The following is a 26949-nucleotide window of genomic DNA, read 5'->3' as shown; positions in this document are numbered from 1 at the left end:
GCCACCCCGACCCCCCCCCTCCCCCCCCCCCTCCCCCCCCCTCCCCCCCCGACCCCACCCCCCCCCCCCCCCCCCCCCCCCCCCCCCCACCGGCGGCATGGTTCTGTGCCCGGGCCTGCCCTGCCGGGGTCCTCGGCGCGCCGGGGGGGCGAATCTCTAGACCGGCCTACATATTCCGCTCGGACCCGCGGTCGTGGTGCGCACAGGAAGTCGACGGGTCCGACTTCCTGTGCGCGCCGATGGCTTCCGGGGAACGAGCCCTGCTTGCCGCCCGCATCCGCGACGCCCGCTGCCCCGGCCTGCCCCGCATAGGCTCACGCATGTGCCCGTCCCCGTCCCGGTCCCCGTCCCCGCGGCTGCCTCCGCCGACCGGCCGCCGGCCCAGGCCAGCCTGACCACCGGTGCCCTCGCCCGCATGCTCGGCGTTTCCCCGACCACCGTCCGCTCCTGGGAACGCCGCTACGGCATCGGCCCCGCCCGGCGCGACCCCGGGCGCCACCGCCAGTGGAGCCCTCGGGACGTCGCCGTCCTGGCGGAGATGTGCCGCCTGACCGCCCGCGGCGTCACCCCGGCCGAGGCCGCCCGCCTCGCCCTCGCCGCCGAGGCTCCAGGACCGTCCGGGCCGCCAGAGAGTTCCGAGGCGTCAGGGTCGTCAGGGCCGTCCGAGCCGCCGGGGCCGCCTGCCGGCGGGCCGGCCCCCGGTGGCGGGAACGCCCTGCCCGTCGGCACCGTCCGCCCCGAATGCCGGGGGCTGGCCCGTGCGGCCGTTCGCCTCGACGCCCCCGAGCTCGCCCGGATCCTGCGACACAGCGTCGACACCCTCGGCCCGGTCGCCGCCTGGACCGAGGTGATGATGCCCGCGCTGCGCGCCGCCGGCCGCAAGTGGGCCGCCGAGGGCGAGCGCTACGTCGAGGTCGAGCACCTGCTGTCCTGGCACGTCGCCGCTGCTCTGCGCCGCGCCGCCGACCGGGTCGAGCCGCCGCAGGGTCCGGCCGTCCTGCTCGCGGGCATGCCCGCCGAACTGCATGCCCTGCCGCTGGAGGCGCTGGCTGCGGGGCTGGCCGAACGGGGTCTGCCGTTTCGGATGTTCGGCCCGGCACTGCCGACCGAAGCCCTGCTGGAAGCGGTCCGCCGCACCGGCCCGCCCGCCGTCCTGCTCTGGTCCCAGGTCGCCCGCACCGCCGACCGGGCCCTGGCCCGCCGTGTCGCCGAGACCACCTGGGGCCCCCACGGTGCCCGCACCCGTCCCGTCGTCCTGACCGCCGGCCCCGGCTGGACCGGCCCCCGCCGCCCCCCGGGCGCTCTGCGCCCCCGCGACCTGCCCACCGCCCTCGACCAGCTGGAGCACCTGCTGCGCTGAACCCCCGCCCCTGCGGAACCGCGGAACGTGCGCCGTACAGCCTTGCCCGCGGGCTCGCGCCGTCGGCTCCGGAGTGAATATACCGACCGGTCTACAGATTCGATCGCGCCCGCAGTGCGCACAGGAAGTCGACCTGCCCGACTTCCTGTGCGGGGTGGCTCGCCCTCGGCTTCGCCACGCGGCGGGGCCTGCGGGCGGGCGGCCTGCGAAACGGAAAAATATATCGGTCGGTCTACATATTCGGCCGCACATGCACGGAGCGGCGAGAGCCTGGGGAATGGGAGCGGTTCGGCGTACGCGAGAAGTCGGACCTGCCGACTTCTCGCGCGGCCGGAATCGTGGCCCAGAAGAAATATGCCGGTCGGTCTACATATTTCCCTGGTGGGGGCCGCAGCGCCGCAGTGCCGCCATGCCACCGTGCACAGGAAGTCGGCGGGTCCGACTTCCTGTGCACGGGCGGGCCTGCGGGATGTGGGGAGAATATGTCGGTCGGTCTACATAGTCAGCTGGTGGGCAAGCAGGCGGGGGCGGGAGGTGGGGGGTGCGGCCCCCGGCTACCGGGGGGTTGTTCGCCGGGGGCCGCGGTTCATGGGCTGATGCCGGGTCAGGAGGCGGGCATCAGGACGGTGTCGACGATGTAGACGGTGGCGTTGGCGGTCTGGACGTCGCCGCACAGCACCTTGGCGGCGGAGTTGACGGTGAAGTCCGGGGCGGCGCCGGTCACGGTGAGGTCGTCGGCGGCCAGGGTCTTGTGGCCGCCGGCGAGTGCCGCGGGAGCCAGGCGCTGGGGGACGACGTGGTAGGTGAGGATCTTGGTGAGCTTGTCCTTGTCGGCGAGGACGGCGTCGAGGTCCTTCTTCGGGAGCTTGGCGAAGGCGTCGTTGGTGGGGGCGAAGACGGTGATGTTCTTCGCGGAGTTGAGGGTGTCCACCAGGCCGGCCTGCTTGACGGCGGTGACCAGGGTGGACAGCAGCGGGTTGTTGGAGGCGGCGGTGGCGACCGGGTCCTTGGCCATGCCGCTGAAGCTGCCGGCCCCGTCCTTGGGGACGGCCGCGCACGCGGTGCCGAACGGCTGCCCGGCCGTCACCTGCTCGGCGCCCGGGGCACCGGAAGCCGGGGCACCGGACGGCTGGGCCGCGGCGGTCGCGCTGGTGCTCTTGGCCGTGTCCGAGGACTTCGCCTCGCCGCTGCTGCTGCACGCGCTCAGGGAGGCGGCCAGCAGGCCGGCGGCGAGGACGGCGGCGAAGGGCTTGCGGACCAGGACGGTCGTGTTCATGGACGGATTCTCCTGTCAGGTGGCATCGGGCGGATCCCGGATGCCGAAGGGGTGGGGAGGTCGTGAGGTGGGGTCAGGTGACGGTGACGACGACGCTGTGCCAGCCCGTCGCGCCCGAGGGGTGGGGAGGCGTGCGGGTGGCGGGCTGGACGGCCCCGGTGCCGTCGGTGGCACGGGCCTCGAGGCGGTGGGTCCCGGGGGCGGCGCCGGTCCAGGCGTGGGTCCACTGGCGCCACAGGTCGGGCCCGGCGTCGGCGGCCAGTTCGGCCTGCCGCCAGGGCCCGCCGTCGACGCGCACCTCGACGGCGGCGATGCCGCGGTGGGTGGCCCAGGCGGTGCCGGCCACCGTCACGTCGCCGGGCGGCACGCGGGCGAACGGCGCGGGCACGTCGATCCGCGAGGCGGTGCGGACCTCGCCGGTGCGGTCCCAGCCGCGCCGCACCCAGTACGGGTCGCGGGCGGCGAAGGTGGTCACCTCCAGGTCGACGAGCCACTTGGTGGCCGAGGTGTAGCCGTAGAGGCCGGGCACCACCGTGCGGCAGGGGAAGCCGTGTTCGACGGGCAGCGCCTCGCCGTTCATCGCCACCGCGAGCAGCGCCCGGCGCCCGTCGAGGAGCGTCTCGACCGGGGTGCCGATCGTCATGCCGTCCTGCGAGCGGCCGACGAGCTGCTCGGCGCCGGAGCGGACGCCGGCGCGGCGCAGCAGGGCGGGCAGCGAGGCGCCGAGCCAGCGGGTGGTGCCCGCGTAGGGGCCGCCGACCTCGTTGGAGACGCAGGACAGGGTGTGGTCCAGCTCCTCCAGCCCGAGGGCGAGCAGGTCGTCGAAGCCGATCAGCAGCGGGCGGTCGACCAGGCCGTGCAGCCGCAGCGACCAGGCGCGCGGGTCGATGCGCGGCAGGGTCAGGGCGGTGTCGACGCGGTAGAAGTCGGCGGTGGGGGTGATGAACGGGGGCAGGCCGGGGACCGTGGCGCCGACGGCGCGCGGCAGCGGTGGAGCCGGGCGCAGCGGCGGCGGCAGGCGGACGGCGGCGCGGGCCGCGCTGGCGTCGCCGCGCCGGTCGGACAGGACGCGTCCGGCCGTGCCGAGGGCGGCGGCCGTGCCGATCGTGGCGCCGGCCGCCAGGACGCGCCGCCGTTCGGGCCCGGCCGGCCGGACCGGGCCCGAGCCAAGGGAAGGGGAAGGGCCGGGGGAAGGGCCGGGGGAGAGGGCGGGTCCGGCCAGCCACCACAGCACGGCGACCGCGCCGCCGGCCGCGGCGGCGGAGGGCAGCAGGTCGGTGGGGAGGGCCTGCGGGCGGGCCAGCGCGGCCCAGGCGCCGAGGCCGCCGAAGGCCGTGAACAGGGCGGCGGCCGCGCCGCGACGGCGTACGGCCAGCACGCCGAGGGCCGCGGCCGCGAGACCCATGACGGTGTAGATCCCGCCCAGCAGGACCGTCTTGTCGCCAGTGCCGAACCGCTGGACCGCCCACGTCTTGACGGCGGTGGGCGCGAGGTCGATCGCCGCCGAGCCGATCGCCACCACCGGTGAGGCCTGGGGGCGGGTGAACGCCGCCGCCGCCTCACCGGCTCCCACGGCCGCGGCGGCGGCCGCCAGCCCGCACAGCGCCGCCACGGCCGGCCCGGCGGCACGGGTGCGTGCTCGGGGGAGGGCGCCCGGCGGGCTGCTGCTCGTCTCATCGGTCACGGTCCTCATTCGGCGGTCCGGCTCCACCGGATGGGTGCGAGTCCGGATACCCCCCGATCGGGTGACATTGCTCTGGCCGGGTGACACCGCCCGGCCAGGGTTGAGGGCCGCGGACGGGCCGCAGACGGGCTGCGGAACGGGCTGCGGAACGGGCCGGACCGCCGGGAGACCCGGCCCCGGCGCCCCGGGCCGAGGCCGCTCAAGGGCGCCCGGGGACGTCCGGGGCGCCCTTGAGCGGCACCCTCACGGTCTCCTGGCCCCGGCCCGACCCGGCCTTCCGCCGGGCCAGCCGCCCGGCCCGGCCCGGCCCTCCCGCTCAGGTGAACGGGATCAGCAGGACCGGCGCCCCCGTGGGGTGCGCGGAGCCGGCCGAGGGCTCCACCGTGACCCCGATACCGCGCGCACCGTCCAGGGGGCCGTCCAGCAGGAACGCGCCGTCGCCCCGGGGCATCAGCCCCGCCGGGCGCATCGCGGCGCCGTCGTCGAACCACAGCTCGTACGCCGTGCCGTCCGCCGGGGCGGGCAGGCCGGAGGCCAGGAGGACGGCCCGGCCCTTGTCGTGCGACCAGACCACCGCCCCGGTGCCGGTGCCGCCGGCCGCCGGGCCGCTCGCCCGCCGGGCGTCGGGTGCCGCCAGCAGCCCGGTGACCTGGTCCTGGTGCCGCTGCAGCGCGGCGGCGAGGGCCCTGGCCCGGTCCGCCTCCCGGTGCTGCTGGACGGCCACGCCGCCGAGGGCCGCGGCCGCCGCCAGACAGGCCGCCAGCGCCAGCCGCGGCCAGCCGCGGGCGAGCCGCCCGGGGCGCCGGGCACCGTCGGGTCCGGCCGCGGCGCGCGGGGCCTCCTGCCGGACGGTGTCCAGGGCGCCCATCACCCGCGACTTCAGCTCCCCGGACACCGCGACGGCCTGCGCGGCGCCCAGCCTGGCCAGCGTCGCCGTGAACTCGGCCACCTCCCGGGCGCAGGCCGGACACTGCGCCAGGTGGCGCTCGAACTGCGCGCGCTCGTCCGCGTCGAGGGCGTGCGCGGCGTAGGCGCCGGTCAGCGTGTGCAGGTCGGCGCCGCTCATGCTCCCACCCCCAGGCAGTCGCGCAGCCGGATCAGCGCGTCGCGCATCCGGGTCTTGACGGTGCCCAGCGGGGTGCCGAGCAGTTCGGCGACCTGCGGGTAGGTGTACCCGCGGTAGTAGGCCAGCGTGATCGACTCCCGCTGCAGCTCGGTCAGCCCCTTCAGGCAGCGCCGCACCTGCTCGCGTTCCAGCCGCCCCTCGACCTGCTCGGCGACCTCGTCGAACGCCGGCGCGTGCGAGGCGGCGGCGGCCCGCCGGTCGCGGTCGGCGGACGCCTGCGCCGCCCGCACCCGGTCCACGGCGCGGCGGTGGGCGATGGTCAGCACCCACGCCAGCACCTCCCCGCGCTCGGGCCGGTAGCGGGCGCAGGTGCGCCACACCTCCAGCATCACCTCCTGCGCGACCTCCTCGGACTGCGCCGGATCCCGCAGCACCCGGCGGACCAGCCCCAGCACCGGGCCCGCCACCGCGTCGTACAGCCGACCGAACGCCTCCCGGTCGCCGCGCGCGGTCCTGCTCAGCAACTCCTTGAGGTCGGAGCCCGGACGCCCCGGCCCGGACAGGTGAACGACCGTACTCATCCGGCCGCCTCGCGCTCGCAACACACGGGCGACGGCCCCGGCCAGTGGACGGTGGGCATGGCACGACCTCCAGGGAATCCCGGCCGGGCGGACACCCGGCAGGGCCGACGGAACACGGCGACGTCAGGCGTTCGAAGCCGCACCTGGCGCGGATTGCCCGCCAAGGACACCGGATTCCCGGCCCCCGCGCACGCCCGGATTCCCGGCCCCCCCCGCGCGCACGCCCAGGCGCCCGCAGGAGACCCCTGGAAGACTCGAATCCCCGGCCGTGTCCAACCCCCGGCCGCGTCCGCTCCGAACACCCCGGCAGCGCCCCCCGCGCCTGGCGGGGCACGGGGGGCGCACCCGCCCGCACGAGAGGAGCCGCAGGTGGACGAGCCGACCCGGACGCGCCCGCACTGCCTGGTCACCGGCGCCACCGGCTACATCGGCGGGCGCCTGGTGCCCGAACTGCTCGCCGCCGGGTACCGGGTGCGCTGCCTGGTCCGCGACCCGCTCCGGCTGCGGGACCAGCCCTGGCGGGCCGACGTGGAGGCCGTCACCGGGGACGTCACCCGCGCCGAGTCCCTGCCCGCGGCCTTCGACGGCATCGACGCCGCCTACTACCTGGTCCACTCCCTGGGTACCGGGCCCGGCTTCGAGACCCGGGACCGGCAGGCCGCCGAGACCTTCGCCGAGGCGGCCGCCGCCGCCGGCACCCGGCGCATCGTCTACCTCGGCGGACTGCTGCCCGCCGGGGTCCCCGAACCGCACCTGTCGGCCCACCTGCGCTCGCGCGCCGAAGTGGGGCGCGCCCTGCGCACGGGCGGCGTCCCCACCGCCGAACTGCGGGCCGCGGTGATCATCGGCTCCGGCTCGGCCTCCTTCGAGATGCTGCGCCACCTGACCGAACGGCTCCCGGCGATGGTCACCCCCCGCTGGGTCGACACCCGCATCCAGCCGATCGCCGTACGCGACGTGCTGCGCTACCTGGTCGGCGCCGCCGCCCTGCCCCCCGAGGTCGACCGCACCTTCGACATCGGCGGGCCCGACGTGCTCACCTACCGGCTGATGATGCGCCACTACGCCGAGGTCGCCGACCTGCCCCGGCGCCTGATCGTGCCGGTGCCCGTGCTCTCCCCGCGCCTGTCCAGCCACTGGGTGGGCCTGGTCACCCCCGTACCGGGCTCGCTCGCCCGACCGCTGGTGGAGTCGCTGCGCCACGAGGTGGTGTGCCGCGAACACGACATCGCCCGCTGGATCCCCGACCCGCCCGAGGGCCTGACCGGCTTCGACCGGGCCGTGGAACTGGCCCTGCGGCGCATCCGCGACGCCCAGGTCTCCACCCGCTGGTCCTCCGCCTCCCTGCCCGGCGCGCCCAGCGACCCGCTGCCCACCGACCCCGACTGGGCCGGCGGCAGCCTCTACCAGGACCTGCGCCGGCGCCGGGTGGCCGCCGACCCGGCCGCGCTGTGGCGGGTGGTGGAGGGCGTCGGCGGCGAGAACGGCTGGTACTCCCTGCCGCTGGCCTGGGCCCTGCGCGGACGCCTGGACCGCCTGGCCGGCGGCGTCGGCCTGCGCCGCGGCCGCCGCGACCGCCACCGGCTGCGGGTCGGCGACGCGCTCGACTTCTGGCGGGTCGAGGAGATCGAACCCGGACACCTGCTGCGGCTGCGCGCCGAGATGCGCCTGCCGGGCCTGGCCTGGCTCGAACTGCGCGTGACACCCGACGGCGCCGGCGGCGCGCTCTACCAGCAGCGGGCGCTGTTCCACCCGCACGGACTGGCCGGCCACCTCTACTGGTGGTCGGTGGCGCCCTTCCACGCCCTGGTGTTCGGCGCCATGGCCCGCAACATCACCGAACGCGCCCGACCCGCCGGCTGACACCCCCACCCCGACCCGCCGGCTGACACCCCCACCCCGACCCGCCGCCCGACACCCGCCGCCGTACCCGCACCCCACCGCACGAGGCCCCCGATGAGCACCGCCGTCGTCCTGTTCACCCAGGACCTGCGCCTGCACGACAACCCCGCCCTGCACGCCGCCCGCACCCGCGCCGACCAGGTCGTCCCCCTGTTCGTCCTCGACCCGGCCATCGCCCGGGCCGGCTTCGCCGCCCCCAACCGGCAGGCCTTCCTCGCCGAGAGCCTCGCCGACCTCGACCGGGCGCTGCGCGCCGCCGGCTCCCGCCTGGTCCTGCGCCACGGCGACCCCGTCGAACAGGCCGCCCGCCTGGCCGCCGAGTGCGGCGCCGACACCGTCCACACCAACGCCGGCGTCTCCGCCTTCGCCACCCGCCGCGAACACGCCCTGCGCCGCGCCCTCGGCGAGCGCCTGCACCTGCACGACGCCGCGCTCACCATCGTCCCCGCCGGCCTCGTCACCCCGGCCGGGCGCGATCACTACGCCGTCTTCACTCCCTACCACCGCGCCTGGCAGCAGGCACCCCGGCGCACCGTCCTGCCCGCCCCGCGCACCCTCGCCACCCCCGACGGCCCCGCGAGCGCCCCGCTGCCCGCCGCCCCCGCCGGCACCTCCCCGGGCCGCGCCCCCGGCGGCGAGAGCGCCGCCCGCCGCCGCCTGCGCGCCTGGAACCCGGACGCCTACGAGCAGTTGCACGACGACCTCGCCGCCGACGCCACCTCCCGCCTCTCGCCGTACCTGCACTTCGGCTGCCTGTCCGCCACCGAACTCGCCCACCGCGCCGGGAAGTCCGACACCCCCGGCGCGGCCGCGCTGGTGCGCCAGCTCGCCTGGCGCGACTTCCACCACCAGGTCCTCGCGGCCCGCCCTGACGCCGCCCACGCCGACTACCGCCCCCGCCCCGTCCGCTGGTACGACGACGAACGCGAGCTCCAGGCCTGGCGCGAGGGCCGCACCGGCTACCCGATCGTCGACGCCGGCCTGCGCCAACTCGCCCACGAGGGCTGGATGCACAACCGGGCCCGCCTGCTCACCGCCTCCTTCCTCACCAAGAGCCTGCGCCACCACTGGCGCCCCGGCGCCGCCCACTTCCTCGCCCTGCTCGTCGACGGCGACCTCGCCAACAACCAGCTCAACTGGCAGTGGGTCGCCGGCACCGGCACCGACACCCGCCCCAACCGCGTCCTCAATCCGCTGCGCCAGGCCGACCGCTACGACCCCGACGGCGCCTACGTGCGCCGCTGGGTCCCCGAGCTCGCCCACCTGCCCGCCCGCGCCGTCCACCGCCCCTGGGAGCTGGCCGAGCCCCCGGCCGGCTACCCGGCGCCCCTGCTGCCCCCCGACGCCCTCGGCACCCGCCTGCGCGAGAGCGGCTGAACCGCCCTCGCCCGAACTCGTCCGTCCTCACCCGAACTCGCCCGCCCTCGCCCGAACTCATCCGAACGGCGTAGCGCCGCGTCCGCTCCCGCGCGGGCCCCGGCCGCCGCGGGATGCGGGCCCCACCCGCCTCCCGTTGGATGAACCTGCGGCCCGGCAGGCCCCGGGCAGGCCGCCCCCGGCAGGTCACCCCGGCAGGCCACCCCACCCCCGGCGCACCACCCGAAGGAGCAGGAGCATGCCCATCTCCAGGACCCGCGACGGCGTCGAGATCTTCTACCAGGACTGGGGCAGCGGACGCCCCGTCGTGTTCATCCACGGCTGGCCGCTCAACGGCGACGCCTGGCAGGACCAGCTGAAGGCCGTCGCGGACGCCGGCCTGCGGGCCATCGCCCACGACCGGCGCGGCCACGGCCGTTCCGCCCCGGTCTACGGCGGCTACGACTTCGACACCTTCGCCGACGACCTCGACAGCCTGCTCACCGGGCTCGACCTGCGCGATGTCACCCTGGTGGCCCACTCCATGGGCGGCGGCGAGCTCGCCCGCTACATCGGCCGCCACGGCACCGGGCGGATCCGCTCCGCCGTCCTGCTGTCGGCGATCACCCCGTCCATGCTCCAGGGCCCCGACAACCCGCACGGCGTGCCCGGCACCGTCTTCGACGACCTCAAGGCCGGCATCCTCACCGAGCGCTCCCAGTTCTGGAAGGACACCTCCGTCGACTTCTTCTCCGCCGACCGCCCCGGCTCCCGCGCCACCCAGGGCAACCGGGACGCCTTCTGGTTCATGGCGATGCACCAGACCATCGAGGGCGGCGTCGACTGCGTGGACGCCTTCGGCTACACCGACTTCCACGAGGACCTGGCCGGGTTCGACATCCCCACCCTGATCGTGCACGGCGACGACGACCGGATCGTCCCCGTCGAGGCCACCGCCCGCCGGGCCGCCCGGATCATCCCCGGCGCCGTCCTGAAGGTGTACGAGAACGGCTCGCACGGCATCGCGATGGTCCCCGGCGACAAGGAGCGCTTCAACGCTGACCTGCTGGAGTTCCTGAAGCGGTGAGGGCGCTTCGGGGGAACCCCGGCAGCCTCAGGGCGCGCGGCGCAGGGACAGTGCCGTGACGTCGTCGCGGCTGCGGCCCCCGCTCCAGCGGCGGGCCTCGCGGTCCAGGGCCTCGGGCAGCAGGGAGGCGGGGGCGGCGGCGAGGGCGGCCAGGCCCCGCTCGACGGGGTAGAACGCGCCGGTGGCGTCCTGGGCCTCGGTGATCCCGTCGGTGAGCAGCACCAGCACGCCGTCCTCGGGCAGCGCGAACCACCGGACGGTGCGCACCTCGTCGGTCAGCTCCGCCAGCCCGAGCGGCACCCCGGCCGGCAGCGGCACGGCCTCGACCCGGCCGCCGTGCAGCAGGTAGGGGGCGAGGTGGCCGCAGTTGACGGCCTGCACGTCCGCGCCGCGCTCCACGCCCAGCACGGTCGCGGTGACGAAGCGCTCGCTCTCGCCGCCCTGTAACGCGTACGCGTTGTGCCGTTCCACCGCCGCCTCCAGGGCGTCCGCGACGCCGGTCAGCGCCGGCTCCCGGAAGGCCGCCTCCCGGAAGGCGCTCAGCACCGCGAAGCCCGCGCCGATCGCCGGCAGGCCCTTGCCCTGCACGTCGCCCACCAGCACCCGGGTGCCGTACGGGGTGTCGGCGACGTCGTACAGGTCGCCGCCGACCAGGGCGTCCTCCTCCACCGGCCGGTACAGCCCGTACAGCTGGACGTCGGGGGTGAGCACCGGCAGCGGGCGCAGCAGCTGGCGTTGCAGGGCGACGGCGGTCTGCCGCATCCGGAACAGCTCCCGCTCGCGCCGTACCCGGCGCGCGCACAGCCCGACCACGGCCGCCTCGGCGCCGACCACCCCCACCAGGGTGCCCACCCGGGCGGCCAGCGAGGACGGCGGGAACAGCACCGTGCTGACCGCCACCACCCCGGCCACCCACACCGAGGCCGCGACCGTCTGCGCGACGGTGCCCAGCCCCGCCAGCAGGGCCGGCAGGAACACCAGCAGCAGCACCAGCCGGGCGCTGGTGCCGCTCGCCGCCTGGGCGAGCAGCACCACCGCGGTGGAGGCCAGCACCCCCAGCACCACCGCCCGGTTGCCCGGCGCCCGCGTCCCCCCGCCGTCCCGCTCCCCGCTCCCGTCCCCGTCCGCGCCGCCCACCCCGCCGTCCTCTCCGCCGCCTCGCCGTCCCCCCAGGCATACCGGCGGCCCCACCCGGCCGCCAGCGCAGCCCGCCCGGACGGGCGAGCGCCCGGGTCGGTGCCCGCTCGGGAGCGCCTGCCCGGGCCCGGCCGTCAGACTGCCCGCCGCCCGGCCGTCAGGCGCAGGTGCTGTCCGCGCAGAGCTGCCACGGTTCCCAGGAGACGAACCGGTCCGCCTCGGTGGTCCGCCAGGAGCGGTCGCGGTTCCACTCGCGGACGGTCACCCGCAGCCGCCCGTCCGGCAGTTGGACGACCGAGGACGGCGCGCCCAGGCCCGCGTTGGGGTCCGGCAGCCGGGGCAGCCGGCGCACCGGGCCCCAGGAGTCCCGGGCGTCGCCGTCCTGGCTGCGCACCTCCATGGCCGCGTTCGTGTCGGCGCCGGAGGCGAAGGCGTGCAGCCGGCCGTCGCGTTCCCTGAAGAGCGTGAGCCCGCCGTGGTAGGGCGGCGGTGACAGCTCGAAGTTCTCGGTCGGGGTCCAGGAGTCGCCGGGCGCGGGCAGGACGGTGTGGCAGAAGCCGCCGTAGGAGGCGAAGAACACCTCCAGGGCGCCGACGCTGTTCTCGACGGCGCTCACCTGGTACAGCTTCGGGCCCACGGGGGTGGCGCTGACGCGCTCCCAGCCGCTGTAGGCGCCCCCGGGCGCTTCCTGGGAGCGGTGCCAGACGAAGGGCAGGAGGGAGGCTGCCGAACTGTCGTAGAACTGCTGGAACTGTTCGGTCCGCCCGTCGGAGCGCGGCGTCTCCAGCAGGGTGTTCGGGAGGGCGGTACTGGCCAGGCCCTGGGCGGTCGCGTCGGCCCCGCACCCGGCGGCGACGCCCGGCGCGGGGGCCGTGCCCGCCGTGGTCGTCGTGGCCCACGCGGTCGTCCCCGCGAAGGCCACGACCAGCACACCCGACAGCACGGCTTGCGGAAGTCTCCTGTACATGGTCGGTGAACCTCCCCATTCGGTAACGGAAAAGGAGTGCCCGGTACGGGAGTTGGCCGCTTCGCCAGCCCCTCGCGCGGGACCGGCACATTCTCGTGCACCGGCGGCGGGGCGGACAGGGCGCCTGCGGGGCGGCCGGACGGGATCCGGCCGAACGGCGGCCCGCCCCCGGCGGCGGGGGAAGGCCGGCCGGTCCGGGGGTCGACTGGTCAGGCGGCCGGCAGGTCCGGGGCGTCACCGCGGGGACGGCCGCGGAACAGCTCGTCCAGGTGGTGGGTGAGGATCGCCAGCGCGGCGTCGCCGGTGCGCTGGCCGCCGAGCACGCTGGAGCCGAGGCCGTTGACCATGGCCAGCAGCCCGGCGGCGGTCATCTCCGGGTCCCTGGCGGGGTCGATCTGCCCGGCCTGCTGGGCCGCGCGGACCTGCTTGGCGAGGAAGCCCTCCAGCAGGTCGGGCTGGGGCGTCCCGTGCTTCTCCACCAGCGCGGGATCGCTGAGCACCAGCGTGTAGTACGCGGCGTAGGTGCGGGTGATCCGGCGGCTCTCCGGGTCGGTGGGCAGGATGCTGGACAGGACCGCGGTCACCAGGCCGCGCGGCGTGGACGGGGTGGCGGCCTCGGTGATCCACGTCGCCATGCGGGTCTGGAGCTGGGCGCCGAGCCGCTCCAGCGCGTCCAGCAGCAGCCCCTCCTTGGTCGTGAAGTAGTACTGCACCAGCCGCAGGGAGACGCCCGCCTCGGTGGCGACCGCCCGCATGCTGGCCGCCTGCAGCCCCTGGGTGTCGGCGATGCGCAGCAGCGCTTCGGCGATCTGCCGCCGGCGTTCCTCGTGATCGACCCGCGCGTTCATGAACGACCTCCCTGGTACACCCGTATCATGCCGTGATACACATGTATCATGCGAATCAGCCAGTTCAAGAACGACCAGGCCGGGGACCGGTTTCGCGCCGCCTACGAGCGGGCCCTGACGGAACTGTGGCCCGGGCCGCGGACGGCGCTGGACCTCCCGACCGCGTTCGGGACCACCCGCGTCTACCGGACCGGCCCGCAGCACGGCGAGCCGATCGTGCTGCTGCCCGGCTCGGGCGGAAACGCACTGATGTGGCACCGCTACATCGACACGCTGGCCCGCCACCGCCCGGTCATCGCCGTCGACACGGTCGGCGAACCGGGCGCGAGCGTGCAGAGCGCCCCGATCGCCGACGGCCGGGACGCGGCCGCCTGGCTGGACGAACTCCTGGCCGCACTGGAGGTGACGGACGCCCAGGTCGTCGGCTGCTCCTACGGCGGCTGGCTGGCGCTCCACCACCAGATCCACCACCCCGGGCGGGTCGCCTCCCTCACCCTGGTGGACCCGGCCGGCTTCGCCGACATCGGCGCCCGCTTCTACGCCTGGGTGATCGCCGGCGGCCTCGCCGCCACCGCGCCGCGAGCGCTGCGCCCCCGGCTGGCCCGCCTGGTCGGCAACAGCGCCATCCTGGAGACCGAACTGATGGCCCTGATGCGCGCGTCGATGGGGTTCCGCCGCGCGCTCCCGGTGCCCCCGGTCCTGTCCGACGAGGAACTGCGCCGCCTGGACGTCCCCGCACTGTTCCTGCTCGGGGAGCGCAGCGCCATGCACGACGCGCACGCGGTCGCCGAGCGCCTCGGCCGCCTCGTGCCCTCGGCCCGGACGGAGATCGTGCCCGGCGCCGGCCACGCCCTGCCGACCGACCGGCCGGACCTGGTGGCCGACCGCGTCCTGCACCCCGCCGGGCGGTAGCGCCACCGGCCGGCCCAGGGGGCTCCCGCACCCCGCCGAGCCCCTGCCCCGCCCCCGCCGAGGCCCGTCGCACCCGCACCCGCACCCGGCTGCGCGCCGAGTTCCCCGCAGGACCCGCCGCGCGGGCGTGACACCGCAGCCCGCCCGTAGGGGACTTGACGGAACGTCAGGACGCGGGGGCCGCCATCAGGTCGTGCAGCAGGTCGTCGCCCAGGCCCAGGCCGGTCTTCGACTCGTCGGGCAGGTGGTAGTCGCGGTACCAGTCCGCGGGGGCCTCCGGGTGCGGGCCGCTGACCGCCACCCGGCCGGAGCCGTAGGGGGCGATGACGGCGGCGGCGCGGTCGTTGGAATAGCGGGCCAGGACGTCCACGCCCGGGCCGTCGACGTCGAAGTACGGGCCGTCCTGGAAGTACATCCGCTGCGGGCGGCCGCGCCAGGCGACGTCGACGAGGCGGTCCTGCTCGTCGGTGACGGTCGCCCCCCGGGAGCGGATGTACTGCCCGGAGTCGCCCGGCAGGAGGTCGTAGCCCGGGTCGCCGGCCAGGTAGCCGCCCATGCACAGGCCCAGGTAGCGACCGCCGCCCCGGACGTAGTCGCGCACCAGCTCCGGCGAGAAGCCGGGGTCGCGCTGGAGCAGGCCCCACGCGGTGCTCACCTCCTGCCCGTTGGTGCCGCCCGGCTGCACGTACAGCGCGGCGCCGGCCAGCACGCCAGCGCCGAAACGCAGCCGCTCCTCGGGCCCGACGTAGCGCACCGCGAAGCCGTCGCGCTCCAGCAGCTCCCGCGCCGCCTCCGGGCAGCCCTCGCAGGCCGCCGGGCCCCGGTAGACCAGCGCGAGCGGCCGCCCGTCGGCGGCGGCGACCGCGTCGCCGGCCGCGCCGTCCGACACGGGGGAGGCGCCGCAGGCGGACGCCGTCAGCAGCGCCGCCGCCACCGCCAGGGCCGCGGCGGCCCGCCCGGGCCGCCGCCCACCCCTCATGACCGGCACTGCCGCCATCGCTGACACCCTCCCCCGACAGGACCTACGCCGTGTGCAGCGACGACGCTACGGGCACAGCGGCCCGCGCCGCACGTCCGCCCTCCGAACGGGTGCACCCGCGCCGTCCGCGTTGACGGGCCGCGGGCCCGGGGGAGTAGCGCGGGCGGACGGGTCAGGCGGACGCGGCCCGGGCGGTGCGCCACTGCTCGAACTGCTCCGGGGTGCGCACGCCGTCGTCCAGGACGGCGCGGTAGACGTCCCAGCCGCGCACGCCGCGGCCGTACTCGGGGTGCTCGGACCAGGCGTGCTTGATCCGCAGGACGGCCTCGCGGGCCTGCGGGGTGAGACGCGGCGGCAGGTCGCGCAGGTGGGCGAGGTCGGGCTGGCGGGCGGGCTCGTCGACGAACCACAGGTCGAGGGTCCAGTCGCGGCCCTGCGGGCAGCGGTAGTCCAGGCCGAGGTAGAGGCCGTCGGGGTAGGCGGCGGGGTCGGTGTTCCAGGTGCCGGTGTCGTTGCGCAGGCGCACCTGCCGCACCCGCGGGTGCAGTGCCAGCCGCGCGCCGAGCGCGGCCACCCGCTCGTGCGCGGCCGTGTCCAGGCGCGGGCACACCACGGTGACGTCCAGGTCCCGGCGCACCATCAGCCCCAGCGCCGAACTGCCCACCCGCACCGGTTCCCCGAGGGCGCCCAGCAGCTCGTCCAGGCCCAGGTCGGCGCTGACCGCCCCGGCCTCGGCCTGCCGTTCGTCCTGGTGCCGCAGAAGATCGTCCGTCGTCATCGGGCCAGTCTGCCAGCAGCCGCCGACCCCGGGAATTGACCCATGAAATCGGCATGGAATTGCCACCTGATATCTGGTCTTTCCGGACCTAGCCTGGTCCCATGACGACGACGAGCAACGCCGCCCCCGCCGCCCCCGTGCTGACCCGCCACGCCGGGGCCGAGACCTGCGCCGATCCGAGCAGCACCATGACCCTGCTCGCCGACTCGGCGCACACCGAGGGCGGGTTCACCAGCTACCGCTCCACCTTCGCCAAGGGCGCCGTCGGGGCCCCCGCGCACTTCCACACCCGGGCGTGGGAGCTGTTCTTCGTCATCGGCGGCTCGCTGCAGGTGCTGGTCGGCGAGGAGGTCACGATCCTGGGCGAGGGCGACTTCCTCGCCGTGCCGCCGCACACCCCGCACGCCTTCGCCGCCGCCCCGGGCGCCGAGGCCGACGTCCTGTTCGTGTTCACCCCGGGCATGGACCGCTTCGACTACCTGCGCCTGCTGGGGCGCGTCATGCGCGGCGAGACCGACCCGGGCGCGATCGCCGCCTCCGCCGGGCGCTTCGACAACCACTACGTCGACAGCCCCGCCTGGCGCGCCGCCCTCGACCGGAGCGCCGCCCGCGCCTGATGCCCCGCCCCCTAGAAACCGCCCTGCCCCGCCCGGGGCCCGTGACGGCCGTTCCCGGCGGGCCGGTGCGGGCCGGGTGTGGAACGGTGGAAGCCGGGGGTGTCCTGGTTGCGAGAGGAGTGGCCATGTCGTCGAAGCGTCGCCGCAAGAAGAAGGCCCGGGCCCGGCGCGGGGCCAACCACGGCCGCCGGCCCCAGTGCTGAGCGCCTGAACCGTGCGTGCGGCCGGGGCGCCGCCCCCGGCCGCACCGGCCGCTCAGCCCGGTTCGCGCCCGCGCGGCACGGCGTGGTACGTGCAGGTGTCCGTCCAGTCGCGGCCGAAGGTGAGCACCAGCACCGGGCCCGGCCCCTCGGCGCGGGCGGCGCGCAGCAGCGCGGCCGGGTCGCCGTCCGGCGGGATCTGCTCGTGCCGGAAGCGCACGTCGCTGCCCCTGCGCGGCCAGTGCGGGTCCGGGCGGGGGATGCCGGGCAGGTCCCAGACCAGGGTGGCGTCGGCGGTGGACAGGCTCGGGCCGGGCATCCGCCGGCCGTCGGGGAAGAGGCCGCGGTCGCGGTGGTAGCGCAGCGCGTAGGCGACCGTGCCCGGCGAGTACGGCGGTTCGTCGCCCCAGGTGTTCGGGAAGCCCCAGTCGGCCAGGCCCGCCGCCTCGATCCTGGGCAGGACGGCGGTGATGTCCTCGCCGGTGGCGAAGTAGGCGGCGGCGCTCATCCGGCAGACCAGCACGCCGCGGCCCTCGGCGGTGGTGGTGAGCAGGCCGAGCGAGGAGGGGCGGTCGCAGTGGTCGGCGACGCGGGTCAGCAGGTGCGTCACGCCCTCCACCGCGGCCAGGCCCTCGACCAGCCGGCGGATCCGCTCGCGCTCGGCGGCCCGCAGCGCCTCGACCCGCGGCGAGGAGGCCAGGGCGCGCAGCCGGCGGGTGGTGGGCAGACGGGCGCGCAGCGCGTCCCGGGCCCGTACGGGCTGGGCCAGCAGCATGCCGAGCAGGTACTCGAAGCCGTTCACCGGTCGGGGTCCTCTCGGGCCGGGGAAATGGGGAAATGCAGAGAGACCGCTCGGGCCGCTGGGGCCGGGCGGTCTCTGCTGTTCGGACGGGCCCATGCGCCAACACGGCCCGCTGCCGGTGTTCCCGAAAATTTGGAGTAGACAGCGCCCCCGGGTTCCTGACCCGCAGGTCTGGATGACGCTGCTGCACATCGTCACATTCAGCCAGGACGGCTACAAGGGCGAGTTGCACAAAAATGCATCAAATTCCGGTTTCGAGTTCCTGAACTGCACTGATGTCACAGGGTTGTGACGAGATTGCGGGCCGGGCCCGGGATTCTGGCGCATCAATCTTCGCGATGTTCACCGAACCGATTGGGAATCACCCGTACGCCTGACAGAGTGTTGCGCGAAACGGGTTCCTCGCGTGACGCCAACCACCGAAGTGCCCGTCCGTTGGAGTAGACGGTGATATAGGAGGTCCTCGATGACGAGGAAGCGGAAGAAGAAGCGCGCCCCCGCCCACTGCGCCGCCGGCCACCCGGCGCCGCCGCGACCGGGCCTGCCCTGGTCGTCCGGCCCCGTGCGGACGGCCGTGGTCGTCGTCGTGGTCGTCGTGGCCGCCGCCCTGGTGAGGACGGGCATGTCGGCGGGAGCGGCGCTCGAACTGGCCACCGGCGGGCTGCTGTTGAATGCCAGGCTCCAGCAGGGGCGGGCCTAGAAGGAACGCCGGACCGCGATGGGACGCCAGGAGAAACCGATCGCGGCGACCGAGCCGGCCCTGGGCCGACTCGCCGCGTTGCTGCGCGAGCAGCGTGAAGAGGCGGGGTTGACCTACCGTCAGCTCGCCGACCGGACCAACTACCACCCGACCACCCTGCAACGGGCCACCAGCGGCCGGACCATGCCGAACTGGGAGGTCGTCGAGGCCCTCACCCGGGCCTGCGACGGCGACCTCAAGGCGGCCCGCCGCAAGTGGACCCTGGCCAACTACTGGGCCCACGTCCCGCGCCCCTCCGGGACCCAGCGCCGGGCGCCCCGACGGCTCAACCCCGAGCAGGTCGACTCCCTCGCCGACCTGCGACGGGCGATGCACGAGATGCGGCGCAAGGCCGACTGGCCCTCCCTGGAGGAGCTGGACCGCCGGGCCCGGGCCGGGGGAGGGCGCCTGCCCTCCAGCACCCTGGCGCTGGTCCTCAGGGGTGAGGCCCCGCTGCGCAAGGCGGTGTTCCTCACCTACATGGAGGTCTGCGGGGTCAAGGAGGCCCGCCGCGCACTGTGGGCGGCGGCCTGGGAGCGGACGAACAACGCCCGCACCCCGGCACCGGTCAACTCCCGCACGTACCAACGGGAGTTCACCCGGGCCATGCAGTCCTCCAGCAGCGGCACCTCGACGGACATCCTGTTCAAACTGTGGGTGACCCTGCGCAACAGCCTGGCCGCCGACCGCGCCGACCGCGCCGAGGACGCCGGCCACCCCGGCCACTCCGCCGGGACGGGCCGCGACGGCGCCGGCGGCGGCCCGCCGGTACTCGTGTGACCCGGTCCGCGGACGGGAACGCGCCACCAGCGCCCCGTCCGCGGACCAGCACCCACCCGCGCCACCTCGGGAATCAACCATGCCGACACCACCGCGACAGCCGACCACCACGACCATCACCACGACCACCGCCACCGGACCGGCGCTGGGCCTGTGGGCGCTGTACGACCTCCACCTGCGCCACTACCTCGACTACGCCGCCCTGCTGCTCCCCGCGGCCGACGCCCCGCTGGCCGTCCAGGGCGCCTTCGACGACCTCAGCGGCCACTGGCTCGACGCCCTCGCCACCGCCAGCCCGGCCGCCTACGCCTGGCAGGCGGTCCGCCGACGCGTCTGCGCCCTGGCCGGCCCGCGCCCGCTCGGCCCGGTCGCCCACCTCACCGCCCCCCAGCAGGACGTCCTGCTGCTGCACCTGGTCCTCGCCCTGCCCGCCGCCGAGGTCGCGGCCCTGACCGGCACCGAACCGGGCGCCGTCCACGTGCAGTTGCGCTCGCTGGCGGCCGTCCGCCGGTAGCGGCCGCCGCCCCGGCCCGCTCCCGTCGTTCCACCGGCCGGGCTGCCCCCGGCCGGTCCGGCGGCTCATCGCGCGGGGCTCGCGACCGGGTCGGGGTCGGGAGCGGCGGGGGAGGGGGCGGCGGCGCGGGCACGGGCCCGTACCTCGGCGACGGCCGGGCAGGTGGCGTAGACGCGGGTGAGGTGGGCCAGGTGGTCGGCCTCGGACTCCAGGTCCTGTCCCAGGGCGTGCGGCGGTTCGGCCGCCGGGGCGGTGCGCGGGGTGTCGGGGTTGGGCCGGGCGCCGGCGGCCGCGCGTTCCAGCGCGGCGGCCAGCGCGGCGGCCTCGGCGGTGGCGCCGGCCCGGGCGGCGGACGGGGGGAAGCGCGAGGCGGCGGCGGCGAGCCACCGCGGGGTCCGCGGGTCGAGGTGCTGGCGCAGGATCAGCCGGGCGTCGTGGATCTCGATGATCCGCCGGTACAGGGCGAACTGCGGGTCGCGCGGCGGCAGCAGCGGCAGGCGGCTGGCCGGCGCGAGCGCGATCTCCGGCAGCACGGTGTGCAGGTCCCGCCAGAGCGGGGCCAGCGCCCGGTAGCGGCGGTGGGCGCGCAGCCAGCCGCGGACGGCGGCGTGCGCGGCCGGCCACACCGTGGTGCCCAGGCCCGCCGCGAGCAGCGCCACGCACAGCAGGCCCAGGACGCCGCACAGGGCGTCCTCGGCGCCGGCCTGGGTGCCGGTGGCCGCCGCCTGGACGACGTCGTCGACGCCCCAGGCGTTCCACAGCAGGCCCGCGACCAGGCTCAGCGTGAGCAGCCGCAGCCCGCTGCGCTGGCGCCCGGGCACGGCGGCGCGGGCGAGCCGGGCGAGCTGGCGCAGCAGGGCGGTGAGGCAGTAGGCGAGGTAGAGCACGCCGGCGGCGGTGTACCCGGCCAGTGCCAGACGGGCGCCGGTGGAGGGCGCGGCGGTGAGGTCGGAGGCATCCAGGCCCGGCGCGGCGGCGACGAACAGGACCGCCCGCACCCCCAGGACGCCGGCCAGCAGGGCGAGCTGGCGCCGCACCGCGCGGCGGGGAAGGTCGGGCGTGTCTGACAATTCCCGCCGGGCGCACGACGCCGGGCATCCCGCCTGGACGCACCGGCGAAACGCCCAAGTACGGCCCAGTACGAGGACGCTTCGCCGGCACGCCCAGCCGGGCGCCCACCGCCGCGCGCTGATCCGCCGCGAATTGTCAGACACGCCCTCGGGATCGCGCAGGACGCCGGCCAGCAGCCGGATCGCGCAGGCCGCGCCGATGCGCAGTACGTCGCCGAGCAGGACGGGCACGGCGGGCGCGATCCCGAGCCGGTGCAGCCGGTCGGCGGCCTGGACGGTGGGCGGGGCGAGCAGCAGCAGGGCGGCGGCGAGCAGCGCGGTGGCGTAGCAACTGTAGCGGGCGATGGCGCGCGGGTTGGTCCGGCGGCCGCGGGCGAAGTGGCAGGCGCTCAGGGCGAAGAACAGCGCGACGCCGTAGAGGACGAGGCCGCTCACGGACGCCCCGCCGCCCGGCCGTCGGCCGCCCGGTCGCCGGCGGGGCCGGGCTCGCCGGTGAGCAGGGCGTCCAGGACGTCCAGCGAGTCCGGGTGCGGGGCGGGGCCGGGCGGGTGCGCGGCGTCGGCCTTGGCGGCCCGGCTGAGGATGAGGGAGGCCAGCAGCTCGGCCTCGCGTTCCTGGGGCTCGTCGTAGCCGGTGCGCCCGAGCACCCGCCGGACCAGGTCGGGGGACAGGTGCGGCAGGAGGTCCGCGGCCGGGCCGAGCGGCGCGGAGCCGGCGTGGTCCAGGAGCAGGTGGGCGATCTCGTGGACCAGGATGTGCCGGCGGTGCAGCGCGCTGGTGTCGGCGGTGTACAGGATGTAGTCCGCCTCCCGGGTGGACACCAGCAGCCCGCAGGGCGCGTTGGGCCGGGCGGCCACCGGCAGCAGGTCGATCGGCCGTCCCCGCCGGCGGGCGATTTGCTCCAGTAGCACGGTGGTGTCGAACGGGCTCGGCAGTTCCAGCTGTTCGGCCATCCGCCGGCAGCGGCGCAGCGCCGATCGGTAGCACCTGTCGTCCCGCACGCTGTGTTCCCCTTCTCGATCAGCGGCCCCGTTCCCCCCGATCTCCCGACCGCCGTGGCTCCGCCTCCGTGCCTGGCCCCCGTCTTCGTAGCCCCCCGCGCCCCGTCCGCCCCGGACCCAGTCAGCCCCGGACCCCGTCCGCCCCGCCCGCGGCCCGCGCCGCCGGCGTCAGGGCGCCGGGTTCCGGCGGGCCGCGTCCCGGCGGGCGATGACGTCGATCAGCTCGCTGACCGTGTCCAGGCCCTCGGAGGAGAGGCCGACCGCGCGCAGCGCCAGGCTGCGCACGCCCGCGTCGCGCAGCGCGCCGAGCAGCGCGAGCTCCTTGGCGATCTCCGCGCCCTGCCGCTCGTCGAAGAAGTACGCGGGCGGGACCTGGAAGAACTGGGCGAGCGCCTCCAGGTGGCGCTTGGTCGGGTTGTCCCGGCGCCCGGTGCGCAGCTGCCACAGGTAGGTGGTGGAGAACGACTCCCCGGTCGCCTCGCGGCAGGCCCGGGCCACCTCTTCGTTGGTGTACTGCTCGCGGTCGGGTCTGCGGACGGTGTGGAACAGCGCCTCGATCCTGGCCGCGAGCCCGGACAGTTCCACCGGTCCGTCCTCCCGGTTCGATTCCGCCATGGCCCGCCCTCCTCACCGGGGCCCCGCACGTCTCCTCCTGGCGGGCGGGCAGGGCCGGCCAGGTCACGATAACCCAACGGCATCAGCTGGCGTGGATCACAAGATACCGCCAATCAACGTCAGTTGACCCCTCCGCCGGCGGCTGACATCCTGGACCGCGGGCGGACCAGTCAAGCTGACTGACCATCAAGTCCGTTCGTGTTAAAGACATTTGACGTTTCCCCCGGATCGGCCGAACGATCTCGGCAGGCCGGTAGCGTGACCGACTCCCCTGGGACCGCCAGGCATCGACGCCCGAGACGGGATCGGCCGGACCGGTCGGCCCCACCGACGGCACGACGTGGGAAGGAGGCGCCCGTGAGCACGGCGCCGCGACACCAGACGGTGCGGCTGGGCTTCCTGTGGCGAGCCGCCGGCGCCCCCATCGGCTGCGTGCTCGCCCTGGCGATGGGCATCGTGCTCGCCGACACCGGGGACGCCGGCCGGATGGGCGCCGTCCCCGCGCTGCTGCTGTCGAGCGCGGCCGTCCTGGGCGTGGCCCTGCCCGTCCCGTACGGCTTCTGGCTGCGCGCCGACGACCACGGCCTCACCCTCGTACGGGCGTTCGTCCCGCGCCGCTACCGGTGGCGGGACATCCAGGGGCTCACGATGGACGCCGGGCAGGACGCCGACTCCGGCGCCCACCGGCTCGTCCTGCTGCTGCGCCTGACCCCGGCACCCCGCCGGACCGCCCGTGCCGCCCGCATCGCCCGCGCCGCACACCTGTACGGGCCGGTCCTCGGCATCCTGGGCACCACCCGCGACGGGCTGCCGCGCGGCACCGAACCCCGCCGCCTCGCCGAACTGTTCGACCTGCTCCGGCGCCACGGCGTCCCCTTCGACGACCGCCGCTACGCCGACCTCGTCCTCACCGCGCACGGCTACCCGGCGCTCGCCCACACCGCCCCCGGCGCGTCCCTCGCCGCTCGGCCCGCCGCCCGCCCCGACGCCGCCTGAACCGGGACCGGACCGGGCCCGCGCAGCCCGCCCCGGCCCTTTGAGCCGCCCACCGCTGAGCCGCCCACCGCCCCGCAGCCGTTGACCCCGACGGAAGCGCGCCCGCCCGGACGGCGCGCCAGGACGTCAGGAGTGCGGCGATGCTCAGGTTCCACGGCGCATGGCGGATCACCGTGGTCGGCAAGAACGCCAGCTTCGACCAGCGCGCGGTGGTGCGCGGCCCCTACGGCACCCGGACGCTGCCCGGCCGGGTCGGCGCCACCCTGGAAGTCGACGAGGACAGCTGGACGCTGACCCTGGAACACCACCTGTGGGGCCGCAGCTGGCAGCCGAACCTGCGCGTCACCCCCGGGCCCGTCACCGAACGCGACGGCGTCCGCAGCCGCCTGCTGACCAGCAACGACTGCCACTGGCCCGACAAGCCCCTGGACTACGTCAACTTCGTCGTCCGCCTCGACCAGAGCCTCGCCCCGGCCCCCGTCCTCGCCCCCGTCCGGGCCGTGCGCCCCGCCGACTCCCTGCGGCCCTCCGCGCCCCGGGCCATCCGCACTTCCTCCGGCGACGTCGGCGACTTCGGCGCGCCCGCCCCCGCGCCCGCTTCCCGGCCCGCGGCCACTCCCGCGCCCAGGCCGGCGCAGGCCCCGGGCACCAACGCCCGGCCCGCCGCGACCCCCTGGTAGCCCGCCACCGTGCCCGGGGGACAGCCCCCGGGCACGGTGGCCCGCTGCCCGGATGTCCCGGACGGGCGCCGCAGGGTTGGCTGGACGCATCCGAACCAACCGATCCGAAAGGCCGTCACCCGTGCTCCTGCACAAGACCGTCCGCCGCCGCGCCGCCCGCGCCACCGCCGTCGCCGCCCTCGCCGCCGCCCTGGGCACCACCGCCATGACCGGAAGCGCCCAAGCGATCGTCAACGGCCACGACTCCACCGAGCGCTACCCGTTCATGGCCACGATCCCGATGAGCGCCAAGCAGATAGCCGACGGCACCTGCGGCGCCACCCTGATCGACCCCCAGTGGGTCCTGACCGCCGCCCACTGCGTCACGAGCCCCCCGGAGAACGAACTGAAGCTCGACGGCATCGTGCGCATCGGCAGCGCGCACCGCAAGAGCGGCGGCACCGTCCGGGCCATCACCCGCAACGTGGTCCACCCCGGCTTCAGCTTCGGCGACGGCCAGACCCGCCCCAACTACGACGACCTCGCCCTGGTGCGCCTGGACCGCCCCGTCGCCCAGCGGCCCCTCCCCGTCGCCCAGCGCCCCGGCCCGCCCGGCACCCCGACCCGGCTGCTCGGCTTCGGCACCGTCGTCGACACCCCCAAGTTCGAGGAGATGGTCTTCCCCGACCGCCTCCAGGAGCTCGACACCCGCCGCGGCGCCGTGGCCGACTGCGCCCCCGGCTACGCCGGCCCCACCCGCCTGTGCACGACCAGCCCCACCCCGAAGGCCATGGCCTGCGTCGGCGACTCCGGCGGCCCGCAGCTCCAGCGCGGCCGCGGCGGCCGCTGGGAGCTCATCGGCACCACCTCCGGCCCCGGCGCCCCGGGCGTCCCCTGCACCGGAGGCCCGGGCCTGTACACCGACGTGCGCGCCTACGCCGACTGGATCCAGGCCACCATCGCCGCCGGCTGACCTGGCTGACCCGGCTGACCTGCCTTGGCCTGACTGACTGACTGACCGGCCGATCCGGCCGACCGCCTGACCCCGGCGGCCGGATACGCCGGCCGACCCGACGGTAAAGTCCCAGGTGAGCACCGTCGCGCCCGAGGAGACCCCGCCATGCCGACCGACCCCGCCACCGGAGCCGCCGCCGACCGCCCGCCGATCGCGCGGTACGGCCTGGGCACCGCGGCCGTCGGCCGGCCCGGCTACATCACCCTCGGGCGTGACGGCGACCTGCCCGCCGAACGCACCGTCGAGGCGCTGCGCGACCGCACCCACGCCCTGCTCGACGCCGCCTACGCCGCGGGCGTGCGCTACCTCGACACCGCCCGCTCCTACGGCCGCGCCGAGGAGTTCGTCGCCCAGTGGCTCGCCGAACACCCCGAGGCCGCGGCCGAGGTGACGGTCGGCAGCAAGTGGGGCTACACCTACACGGCCGGCTGGCAGACCACCGGGGTGGCCGCGCACGAGGTCAAGGAGCACTCCACGGCGGTGTTCGACCGCCAGCTCCACGAGACCCGCTCCCTGCTGGGCCCGCACCTGGACGTCTACCTGGTCCACTCCGTCACCCCCGACAGCCCCGCCCTGACCGACACCGCCCTGCACGCCCGCCTGGCCGACCTGGCCGGGCAGGGCGTACGGGTCGGCCTGTCCACCAGCGGCCCGGCCCAGGCGGACACCATCCGCGCCGCCCTGGCCGTCACCGTGGACGGCCGCCCGCTGTTCACCGCCGTCCAGGCCACCTGGAACCTCCTCGAACCCTCCGCCGCCCCCGCCCTGGCCGAAGCCCACGCCGCCGGCTGGCTGGTCGTCGTCAAGGAGGGCATGGCCAACGGCCGCCTCGCCGGGCGCAACGCCACCGGGGACGACACCGCCGCACTGCGCGCCCTCGCCGCCCGCACCGGCGCGCCCCTCGACGCCCTCGCCCTGGCCGCGGCCGCCGCCCAGCCCTGGGCCGACCTCGTCCTGTCCGGCGCGGCGACCGTCGACCAGCTCGCCTCCAACCTCACCGCCGCCACCCTGCACCCCACCCCCGACGACCTGGCCGCCCTCGCCACCCTGGCCGAACCCGCCCCGGAGTACTGGCGCACCCGCGCCGCCCTGCCCTGGTCCTGAACCGCCCCCGCCGCACCGCGGGCCCGAACCCCGCCGCCCGAACTCCCGTGTCAGTGACCGCCCCTACGGTGGCCGCATGACCTCGGACCTGTCCCGTCTCCTGCCCGCCACCCTCCCGCCCGGCCGCCTGGTCGGCGGCGAGGACGGGCCGGAGCCGCTGCTGTGGATCAGCGACGCCCCCGCCCCCGCCGGCCTGTGGCAGCAACTCCACCGCGCCCACCCGCAGTCCGGCCTGTGGCCGCTGCTGCTCGTCCCCCTCGGCGACGGCGCAGACTACCGCCCCTGGCTGTCCGGCGAACTCTTCCCGGCCTCCGCCTCCGACCCCACCCTCTACGACCCCGACGCCCTGCTGCGCCGCTGGTGGCAGCAGCTCGGCGGCACCGACGAGGACGCGCTCGAGAGCCCGCCCGAGAGCCCGCTCGACGCCGAGGAAGCCGCCGAACTCCACGCCGCCCTGGCCCCCTTCGGCCCCGCCTGGCCCGGCACCGCCCCCGCCGCCGCCGTCCCCGACGGAGCCCCCGGCATCGAGGCCCGCGGCCTGGCCGACGTGCTGCTGTCCGTACGGGACGCGCGCCTGGGCCTGGTCGAGGCGGGCAGCGGCGCCGAGGCGCTGGCCGCCTGCGGCTGGAGCGGCCCGCTCAACCACGAGGACGACACCGCCAAGATCGCCGCCGTACTCGCCGACTGGGAACGCCGCTTCGGCGCCCAGGTCGTCCAAGTCGGGTTCGACACCCTGGAGTTGAGCGTCGCCGTCCCGCCCGCCACGCTCGCCGAGGCCCTCCCGCTGGCCGCCGAGCACACCGCCTTCTGCCCCGACCTCGTCTTCCAGGGCACCGGCACCCTGACCGCCTACGCCGAACGCCTCGTCGCCGCCCACCAGTGGTCGTTCTGGTGGGACTGACCC

29 protein-coding genes are annotated in these 26949 nt (G+C 76.3%); 16 read left to right on the top strand and 13 right to left on the bottom strand.

The window, feature by feature from the left end; genetic code table 11:
• Positions 1-322 precede the first annotated feature (322 nt).
• Positions 323-1360 (top strand): MerR family transcriptional regulator, encoded by a 1038-nt coding sequence (locus AC07BF_RS23135; protein WP_400986835.1) that lies wholly within the window; start codon positions 323-325, stop codon positions 1358-1360.
• A 604-nt stretch (positions 1361-1964) separates the two neighbouring features.
• On the opposite strand, the gene AC07BF_RS23130 is transcribed toward AC07BF_RS23135, so the two are convergent.
• From AC07BF_RS23130 to sigK, 4 genes are all read right to left on the bottom strand, one after another.
• Positions 1965-2636, bottom strand: a complete 672-nt coding sequence (locus AC07BF_RS23130) for a fasciclin domain-containing protein (RefSeq protein WP_478317865.1) — start codon at positions 2634-2636, stop codon at positions 1965-1967.
• Between the two features lie 73 nt (positions 2637-2709).
• Positions 2710-4329: a molybdopterin-dependent oxidoreductase gene (locus AC07BF_RS23125; protein ID WP_478317866.1), complete on the bottom strand. Its 1620-nt coding sequence runs from the start codon at positions 4327-4329 to the stop codon at positions 2710-2712.
• 307 nt (positions 4330-4636) lie between these two features.
• Positions 4637-5386, bottom strand: a complete 750-nt coding sequence (locus AC07BF_RS23120; protein WP_363586778.1) for an anti-sigma factor — start codon at positions 5384-5386, stop codon at positions 4637-4639.
• Positions 5383-5967, bottom strand: coding sequence for an ECF RNA polymerase sigma factor SigK (gene sigK, locus AC07BF_RS23115; protein WP_363586779.1), 585 nt, complete (start codon positions 5965-5967; stop codon positions 5383-5385). Before sigK ends, AC07BF_RS23120 begins: the two co-directional genes overlap by 4 nt.
• A 369-nt stretch (positions 5968-6336) precedes the next feature.
• On the opposite strand from sigK, the gene AC07BF_RS23110 reads away from it, so the two are divergent.
• The 3 genes from AC07BF_RS23110 (at position 6337) to AC07BF_RS23100 (ending at position 10312) form a co-directional block, all read left to right on the top strand.
• Positions 6337-7830 (top strand): SDR family oxidoreductase, encoded by a 1494-nt coding sequence (locus AC07BF_RS23110; RefSeq protein ID WP_363586781.1) that lies wholly within the window; start codon positions 6337-6339, stop codon positions 7828-7830.
• Positions 7831-7923: 93 nt separating this feature from the next.
• On the top strand, positions 7924-9246 hold the full coding sequence (locus tag AC07BF_RS23105) for a cryptochrome/photolyase family protein (protein ID WP_363586782.1): 1323 nt from the start codon (positions 7924-7926) through the stop codon (positions 9244-9246).
• A gap of 238 nt (positions 9247-9484) precedes the next feature.
• Positions 9485-10312, top strand: coding sequence for an alpha/beta fold hydrolase (locus tag AC07BF_RS23100; RefSeq protein WP_363586783.1), 828 nt, complete (start codon positions 9485-9487; stop codon positions 10310-10312).
• Between the two features lie 27 nt (positions 10313-10339).
• Here AC07BF_RS23100 and AC07BF_RS23095 read toward each other — a convergent pair whose 3' ends face one another.
• The 3 genes from AC07BF_RS23095 to AC07BF_RS23085 all read right to left on the bottom strand — a co-directional run bounded on the left by AC07BF_RS23095 (position 10340) and on the right by AC07BF_RS23085 (position 13264).
• A complete protein-coding gene (locus AC07BF_RS23095; protein WP_363586784.1) occupies positions 10340-11449 on the bottom strand; it encodes a PP2C family protein-serine/threonine phosphatase in 1110 nt (369 codons plus the stop codon).
• Between the two features lie 157 nt (positions 11450-11606).
• Entirely contained in the window at positions 11607-12416 is an 810-nt protein-coding gene (locus AC07BF_RS23090; protein WP_363586785.1) for a PLL family lectin, read from the bottom strand.
• Between the two features lie 209 nt (positions 12417-12625).
• The gene (locus AC07BF_RS23085) at positions 12626-13264 is read right to left on the bottom strand and encodes a TetR/AcrR family transcriptional regulator (protein ID WP_363586786.1); all 639 of its coding nucleotides are present in this window, start codon (positions 13262-13264) and stop codon (positions 12626-12628) included.
• Between the two features lie 48 nt (positions 13265-13312).
• Here AC07BF_RS23085 and AC07BF_RS23080 point away from each other — a divergent pair, with 48 nt between their 5' ends.
• Entirely contained in the window at positions 13313-14176 is an 864-nt protein-coding gene (locus tag AC07BF_RS23080; RefSeq protein WP_363630939.1) for an alpha/beta fold hydrolase, read from the top strand.
• Between the two features lie 166 nt (positions 14177-14342).
• On the opposite strand, the gene AC07BF_RS23075 is transcribed toward AC07BF_RS23080, so the two are convergent.
• Positions 14343-15173: a BPL-N domain-containing protein gene (locus tag AC07BF_RS23075; protein WP_363630940.1), complete on the bottom strand. Its 831-nt coding sequence runs from the start codon at positions 15171-15173 to the stop codon at positions 14343-14345.
• 154 nt (positions 15174-15327) lie between these two features.
• The gene (locus tag AC07BF_RS23070; protein ID WP_363630942.1) at positions 15328-15933 is read right to left on the bottom strand and encodes a hypothetical protein; all 606 of its coding nucleotides are present in this window, start codon (positions 15931-15933) and stop codon (positions 15328-15330) included.
• 101 nt (positions 15934-16034) lie between these two features.
• Here AC07BF_RS23070 and AC07BF_RS23065 point away from each other — a divergent pair, with 101 nt between their 5' ends.
• Both AC07BF_RS23065 and AC07BF_RS23060 read left to right on the top strand, forming a co-directional pair.
• Positions 16035-16550, top strand: coding sequence for a cupin domain-containing protein (locus AC07BF_RS23065; RefSeq protein ID WP_363586790.1), 516 nt, complete (start codon positions 16035-16037; stop codon positions 16548-16550).
• Positions 16550-16753: a hypothetical protein gene (locus AC07BF_RS23060; protein ID WP_478333865.1), complete on the top strand. Its 204-nt coding sequence runs from the start codon at positions 16550-16552 to the stop codon at positions 16751-16753. The genes AC07BF_RS23065 and AC07BF_RS23060 overlap by 1 nt, the downstream gene beginning before the upstream one ends.
• A 52-nt stretch (positions 16754-16805) precedes the next feature.
• Here the strand turns inward: AC07BF_RS23060 and AC07BF_RS23055 are convergent, their stop codons facing one another.
• Positions 16806-17552: a hypothetical protein gene (locus tag AC07BF_RS23055; RefSeq protein WP_363630943.1), complete on the bottom strand. Its 747-nt coding sequence runs from the start codon at positions 17550-17552 to the stop codon at positions 16806-16808.
• Between the two features lie 94 nt (positions 17553-17646).
• On the opposite strand from AC07BF_RS23055, the gene AC07BF_RS23050 reads away from it, so the two are divergent.
• The 4 genes from AC07BF_RS23050 to AC07BF_RS23035 all read left to right on the top strand — a co-directional run bounded on the left by AC07BF_RS23050 (position 17647) and on the right by AC07BF_RS23035 (position 19585).
• Positions 17647-17844, top strand: a complete 198-nt coding sequence (locus AC07BF_RS23050; protein WP_363586792.1) for a hypothetical protein — start codon at positions 17647-17649, stop codon at positions 17842-17844.
• A 174-nt stretch (positions 17845-18018) separates the two neighbouring features.
• Positions 18019-18252 (top strand): hypothetical protein, encoded by a 234-nt coding sequence (locus AC07BF_RS23045; protein WP_363586793.1) that lies wholly within the window; start codon positions 18019-18021, stop codon positions 18250-18252.
• Between the two features lie 18 nt (positions 18253-18270).
• Complete coding sequence (locus AC07BF_RS23040; protein WP_363586794.1) at positions 18271-19071, top strand: helix-turn-helix domain-containing protein; 801 nt, start codon at positions 18271-18273, stop codon at positions 19069-19071.
• 79 nt (positions 19072-19150) lie between these two features.
• Positions 19151-19585, top strand: coding sequence for a hypothetical protein (locus AC07BF_RS23035; RefSeq protein ID WP_363630945.1), 435 nt, complete (start codon positions 19151-19153; stop codon positions 19583-19585).
• Positions 19586-19650: 65 nt separating this feature from the next.
• Here the strand turns inward: AC07BF_RS23035 and AC07BF_RS23030 are convergent, their stop codons facing one another.
• The 3 genes from AC07BF_RS23030 to AC07BF_RS23020 all read right to left on the bottom strand — a co-directional run bounded on the left by AC07BF_RS23030 (position 19651) and on the right by AC07BF_RS23020 (position 22271).
• On the bottom strand, positions 19651-21090 hold the full coding sequence (locus AC07BF_RS23030; RefSeq protein WP_363630946.1) for an MAB_1171c family putative transporter: 1440 nt from the start codon (positions 21088-21090) through the stop codon (positions 19651-19653).
• Complete coding sequence (locus AC07BF_RS23025) at positions 21087-21656, bottom strand: ParH-like protein (protein ID WP_363586797.1); 570 nt, start codon at positions 21654-21656, stop codon at positions 21087-21089. Before AC07BF_RS23025 ends, AC07BF_RS23030 begins: the two co-directional genes overlap by 4 nt.
• Positions 21657-21824: 168 nt before the next feature.
• Complete coding sequence (locus tag AC07BF_RS23020) at positions 21825-22271, bottom strand: XRE family transcriptional regulator (RefSeq protein ID WP_363586798.1); 447 nt, start codon at positions 22269-22271, stop codon at positions 21825-21827.
• 357 nt (positions 22272-22628) lie between these two features.
• Between AC07BF_RS23020 and AC07BF_RS23015 the strand changes: the two genes are divergently transcribed.
• The 5 genes from AC07BF_RS23015 (at position 22629) to AC07BF_RS22995 (ending at position 26946) form a co-directional block, all read left to right on the top strand.
• The gene (locus tag AC07BF_RS23015; protein WP_363630948.1) at positions 22629-23267 is read left to right on the top strand and encodes a PH domain-containing protein; all 639 of its coding nucleotides are present in this window, start codon (positions 22629-22631) and stop codon (positions 23265-23267) included.
• Positions 23268-23407: 140 nt separating this feature from the next.
• Complete coding sequence (locus AC07BF_RS23010; protein WP_363630950.1) at positions 23408-23947, top strand: hypothetical protein; 540 nt, start codon at positions 23408-23410, stop codon at positions 23945-23947.
• A gap of 52 nt (positions 23948-23999) precedes the next feature.
• Positions 24000-24899 carry a S1 family peptidase gene (locus AC07BF_RS23005; RefSeq protein WP_478333864.1) on the top strand — a complete coding sequence of 300 codons (900 nt, stop codon included), beginning with the start codon at positions 24000-24002 and terminating at the stop codon, positions 24897-24899.
• 147 nt (positions 24900-25046) lie between these two features.
• On the top strand, positions 25047-26045 hold the full coding sequence (locus AC07BF_RS23000) for an aldo/keto reductase (protein ID WP_478333863.1): 999 nt from the start codon (positions 25047-25049) through the stop codon (positions 26043-26045).
• A gap of 76 nt (positions 26046-26121) precedes the next feature.
• Positions 26122-26946 carry a DUF4253 domain-containing protein gene (locus AC07BF_RS22995; protein ID WP_478333862.1) on the top strand — a complete coding sequence of 275 codons (825 nt, stop codon included), beginning with the start codon at positions 26122-26124 and terminating at the stop codon, positions 26944-26946.
• Positions 26947-26949: the final 3 nt, after the last annotated feature.

The sequence above is a fragment of the Kitasatospora sp. NPDC043950 genome (genome assembly GCF_056435345.1).
Note: the sequence above shows the minus strand (reverse complement) of the source record. Positions and strands in the feature narration are given on the sequence as shown.

Bases quoted from the DNA above. Each gene is read 5' to 3' on its own strand.
- AC07BF_RS23010 (WP_363630950.1), top strand. From the start codon at position 23,408: ATGCTCAGGTTCCACGGCGCATGGCGGATCACCGTGGTCGGCAAGAAC.
- AC07BF_RS23045 (WP_363586793.1), top strand. From the start codon at position 18,019: ATGACGAGGAAGCGGAAGAAGAAGCGCGCCCCCGCCCACTGCGCCGCC.
- AC07BF_RS23105 (WP_363586782.1), top strand. From the start codon at position 7,924: ATGAGCACCGCCGTCGTCCTGTTCACCCAGGACCTGCGCCTGCACGAC.
- AC07BF_RS23100 (WP_363586783.1), top strand. From the start codon at position 9,485: ATGCCCATCTCCAGGACCCGCGACGGCGTCGAGATCTTCTACCAGGAC.
- AC07BF_RS22995 (WP_478333862.1), top strand. From the start codon at position 26,122: ATGACCTCGGACCTGTCCCGTCTCCTGCCCGCCACCCTCCCGCCCGGC.
- AC07BF_RS23020 (WP_363586798.1), bottom strand. From the start codon at position 22,271: ATGGCGGAATCGAACCGGGAGGACGGACCGGTGGAACTGTCCGGGCTC.
- AC07BF_RS23085 (WP_363586786.1), bottom strand. From the start codon at position 13,264: ATGAACGCGCGGGTCGATCACGAGGAACGCCGGCGGCAGATCGCCGAA.
- AC07BF_RS23130 (WP_478317865.1), bottom strand. From the start codon at position 2,636: ATGAACACGACCGTCCTGGTCCGCAAGCCCTTCGCCGCCGTCCTCGCC.
- AC07BF_RS23090 (WP_363586785.1), bottom strand. From the start codon at position 12,416: ATGTACAGGAGACTTCCGCAAGCCGTGCTGTCGGGTGTGCTGGTCGTG.
- AC07BF_RS23125 (WP_478317866.1), bottom strand. From the start codon at position 4,329: ATGAGGACCGTGACCGATGAGACGAGCAGCAGCCCGCCGGGCGCCCTC.
- sigK (WP_363586779.1), bottom strand. From the start codon at position 5,967: ATGAGTACGGTCGTTCACCTGTCCGGGCCGGGGCGTCCGGGCTCCGAC.
- AC07BF_RS23075 (WP_363630940.1), bottom strand. From the start codon at position 15,173: ATGGCGGCAGTGCCGGTCATGAGGGGTGGGCGGCGGCCCGGGCGGGCC.
- AC07BF_RS23000 (WP_478333863.1), top strand. From the start codon at position 25,047: ATGCCGACCGACCCCGCCACCGGAGCCGCCGCCGACCGCCCGCCGATC.
- AC07BF_RS23040 (WP_363586794.1), top strand. From the start codon at position 18,271: ATGGGACGCCAGGAGAAACCGATCGCGGCGACCGAGCCGGCCCTGGGC.
- AC07BF_RS23060 (WP_478333865.1), top strand. From the start codon at position 16,550: ATGCCCCGCCCCCTAGAAACCGCCCTGCCCCGCCCGGGGCCCGTGACG.
- AC07BF_RS23070 (WP_363630942.1), bottom strand. From the start codon at position 15,933: ATGACGACGGACGATCTTCTGCGGCACCAGGACGAACGGCAGGCCGAG.
- AC07BF_RS23080 (WP_363630939.1), top strand. From the start codon at position 13,313: ATGCGAATCAGCCAGTTCAAGAACGACCAGGCCGGGGACCGGTTTCGC.
- AC07BF_RS23005 (WP_478333864.1), top strand. From the start codon at position 24,000: ATGTCCCGGACGGGCGCCGCAGGGTTGGCTGGACGCATCCGAACCAAC.
- AC07BF_RS23065 (WP_363586790.1), top strand. From the start codon at position 16,035: ATGACGACGACGAGCAACGCCGCCCCCGCCGCCCCCGTGCTGACCCGC.
- AC07BF_RS23035 (WP_363630945.1), top strand. From the start codon at position 19,151: ATGCCGACACCACCGCGACAGCCGACCACCACGACCATCACCACGACC.
- AC07BF_RS23120 (WP_363586778.1), bottom strand. From the start codon at position 5,386: ATGAGCGGCGCCGACCTGCACACGCTGACCGGCGCCTACGCCGCGCAC.
- AC07BF_RS23050 (WP_363586792.1), top strand. From the start codon at position 17,647: ATGCGCCAACACGGCCCGCTGCCGGTGTTCCCGAAAATTTGGAGTAGA.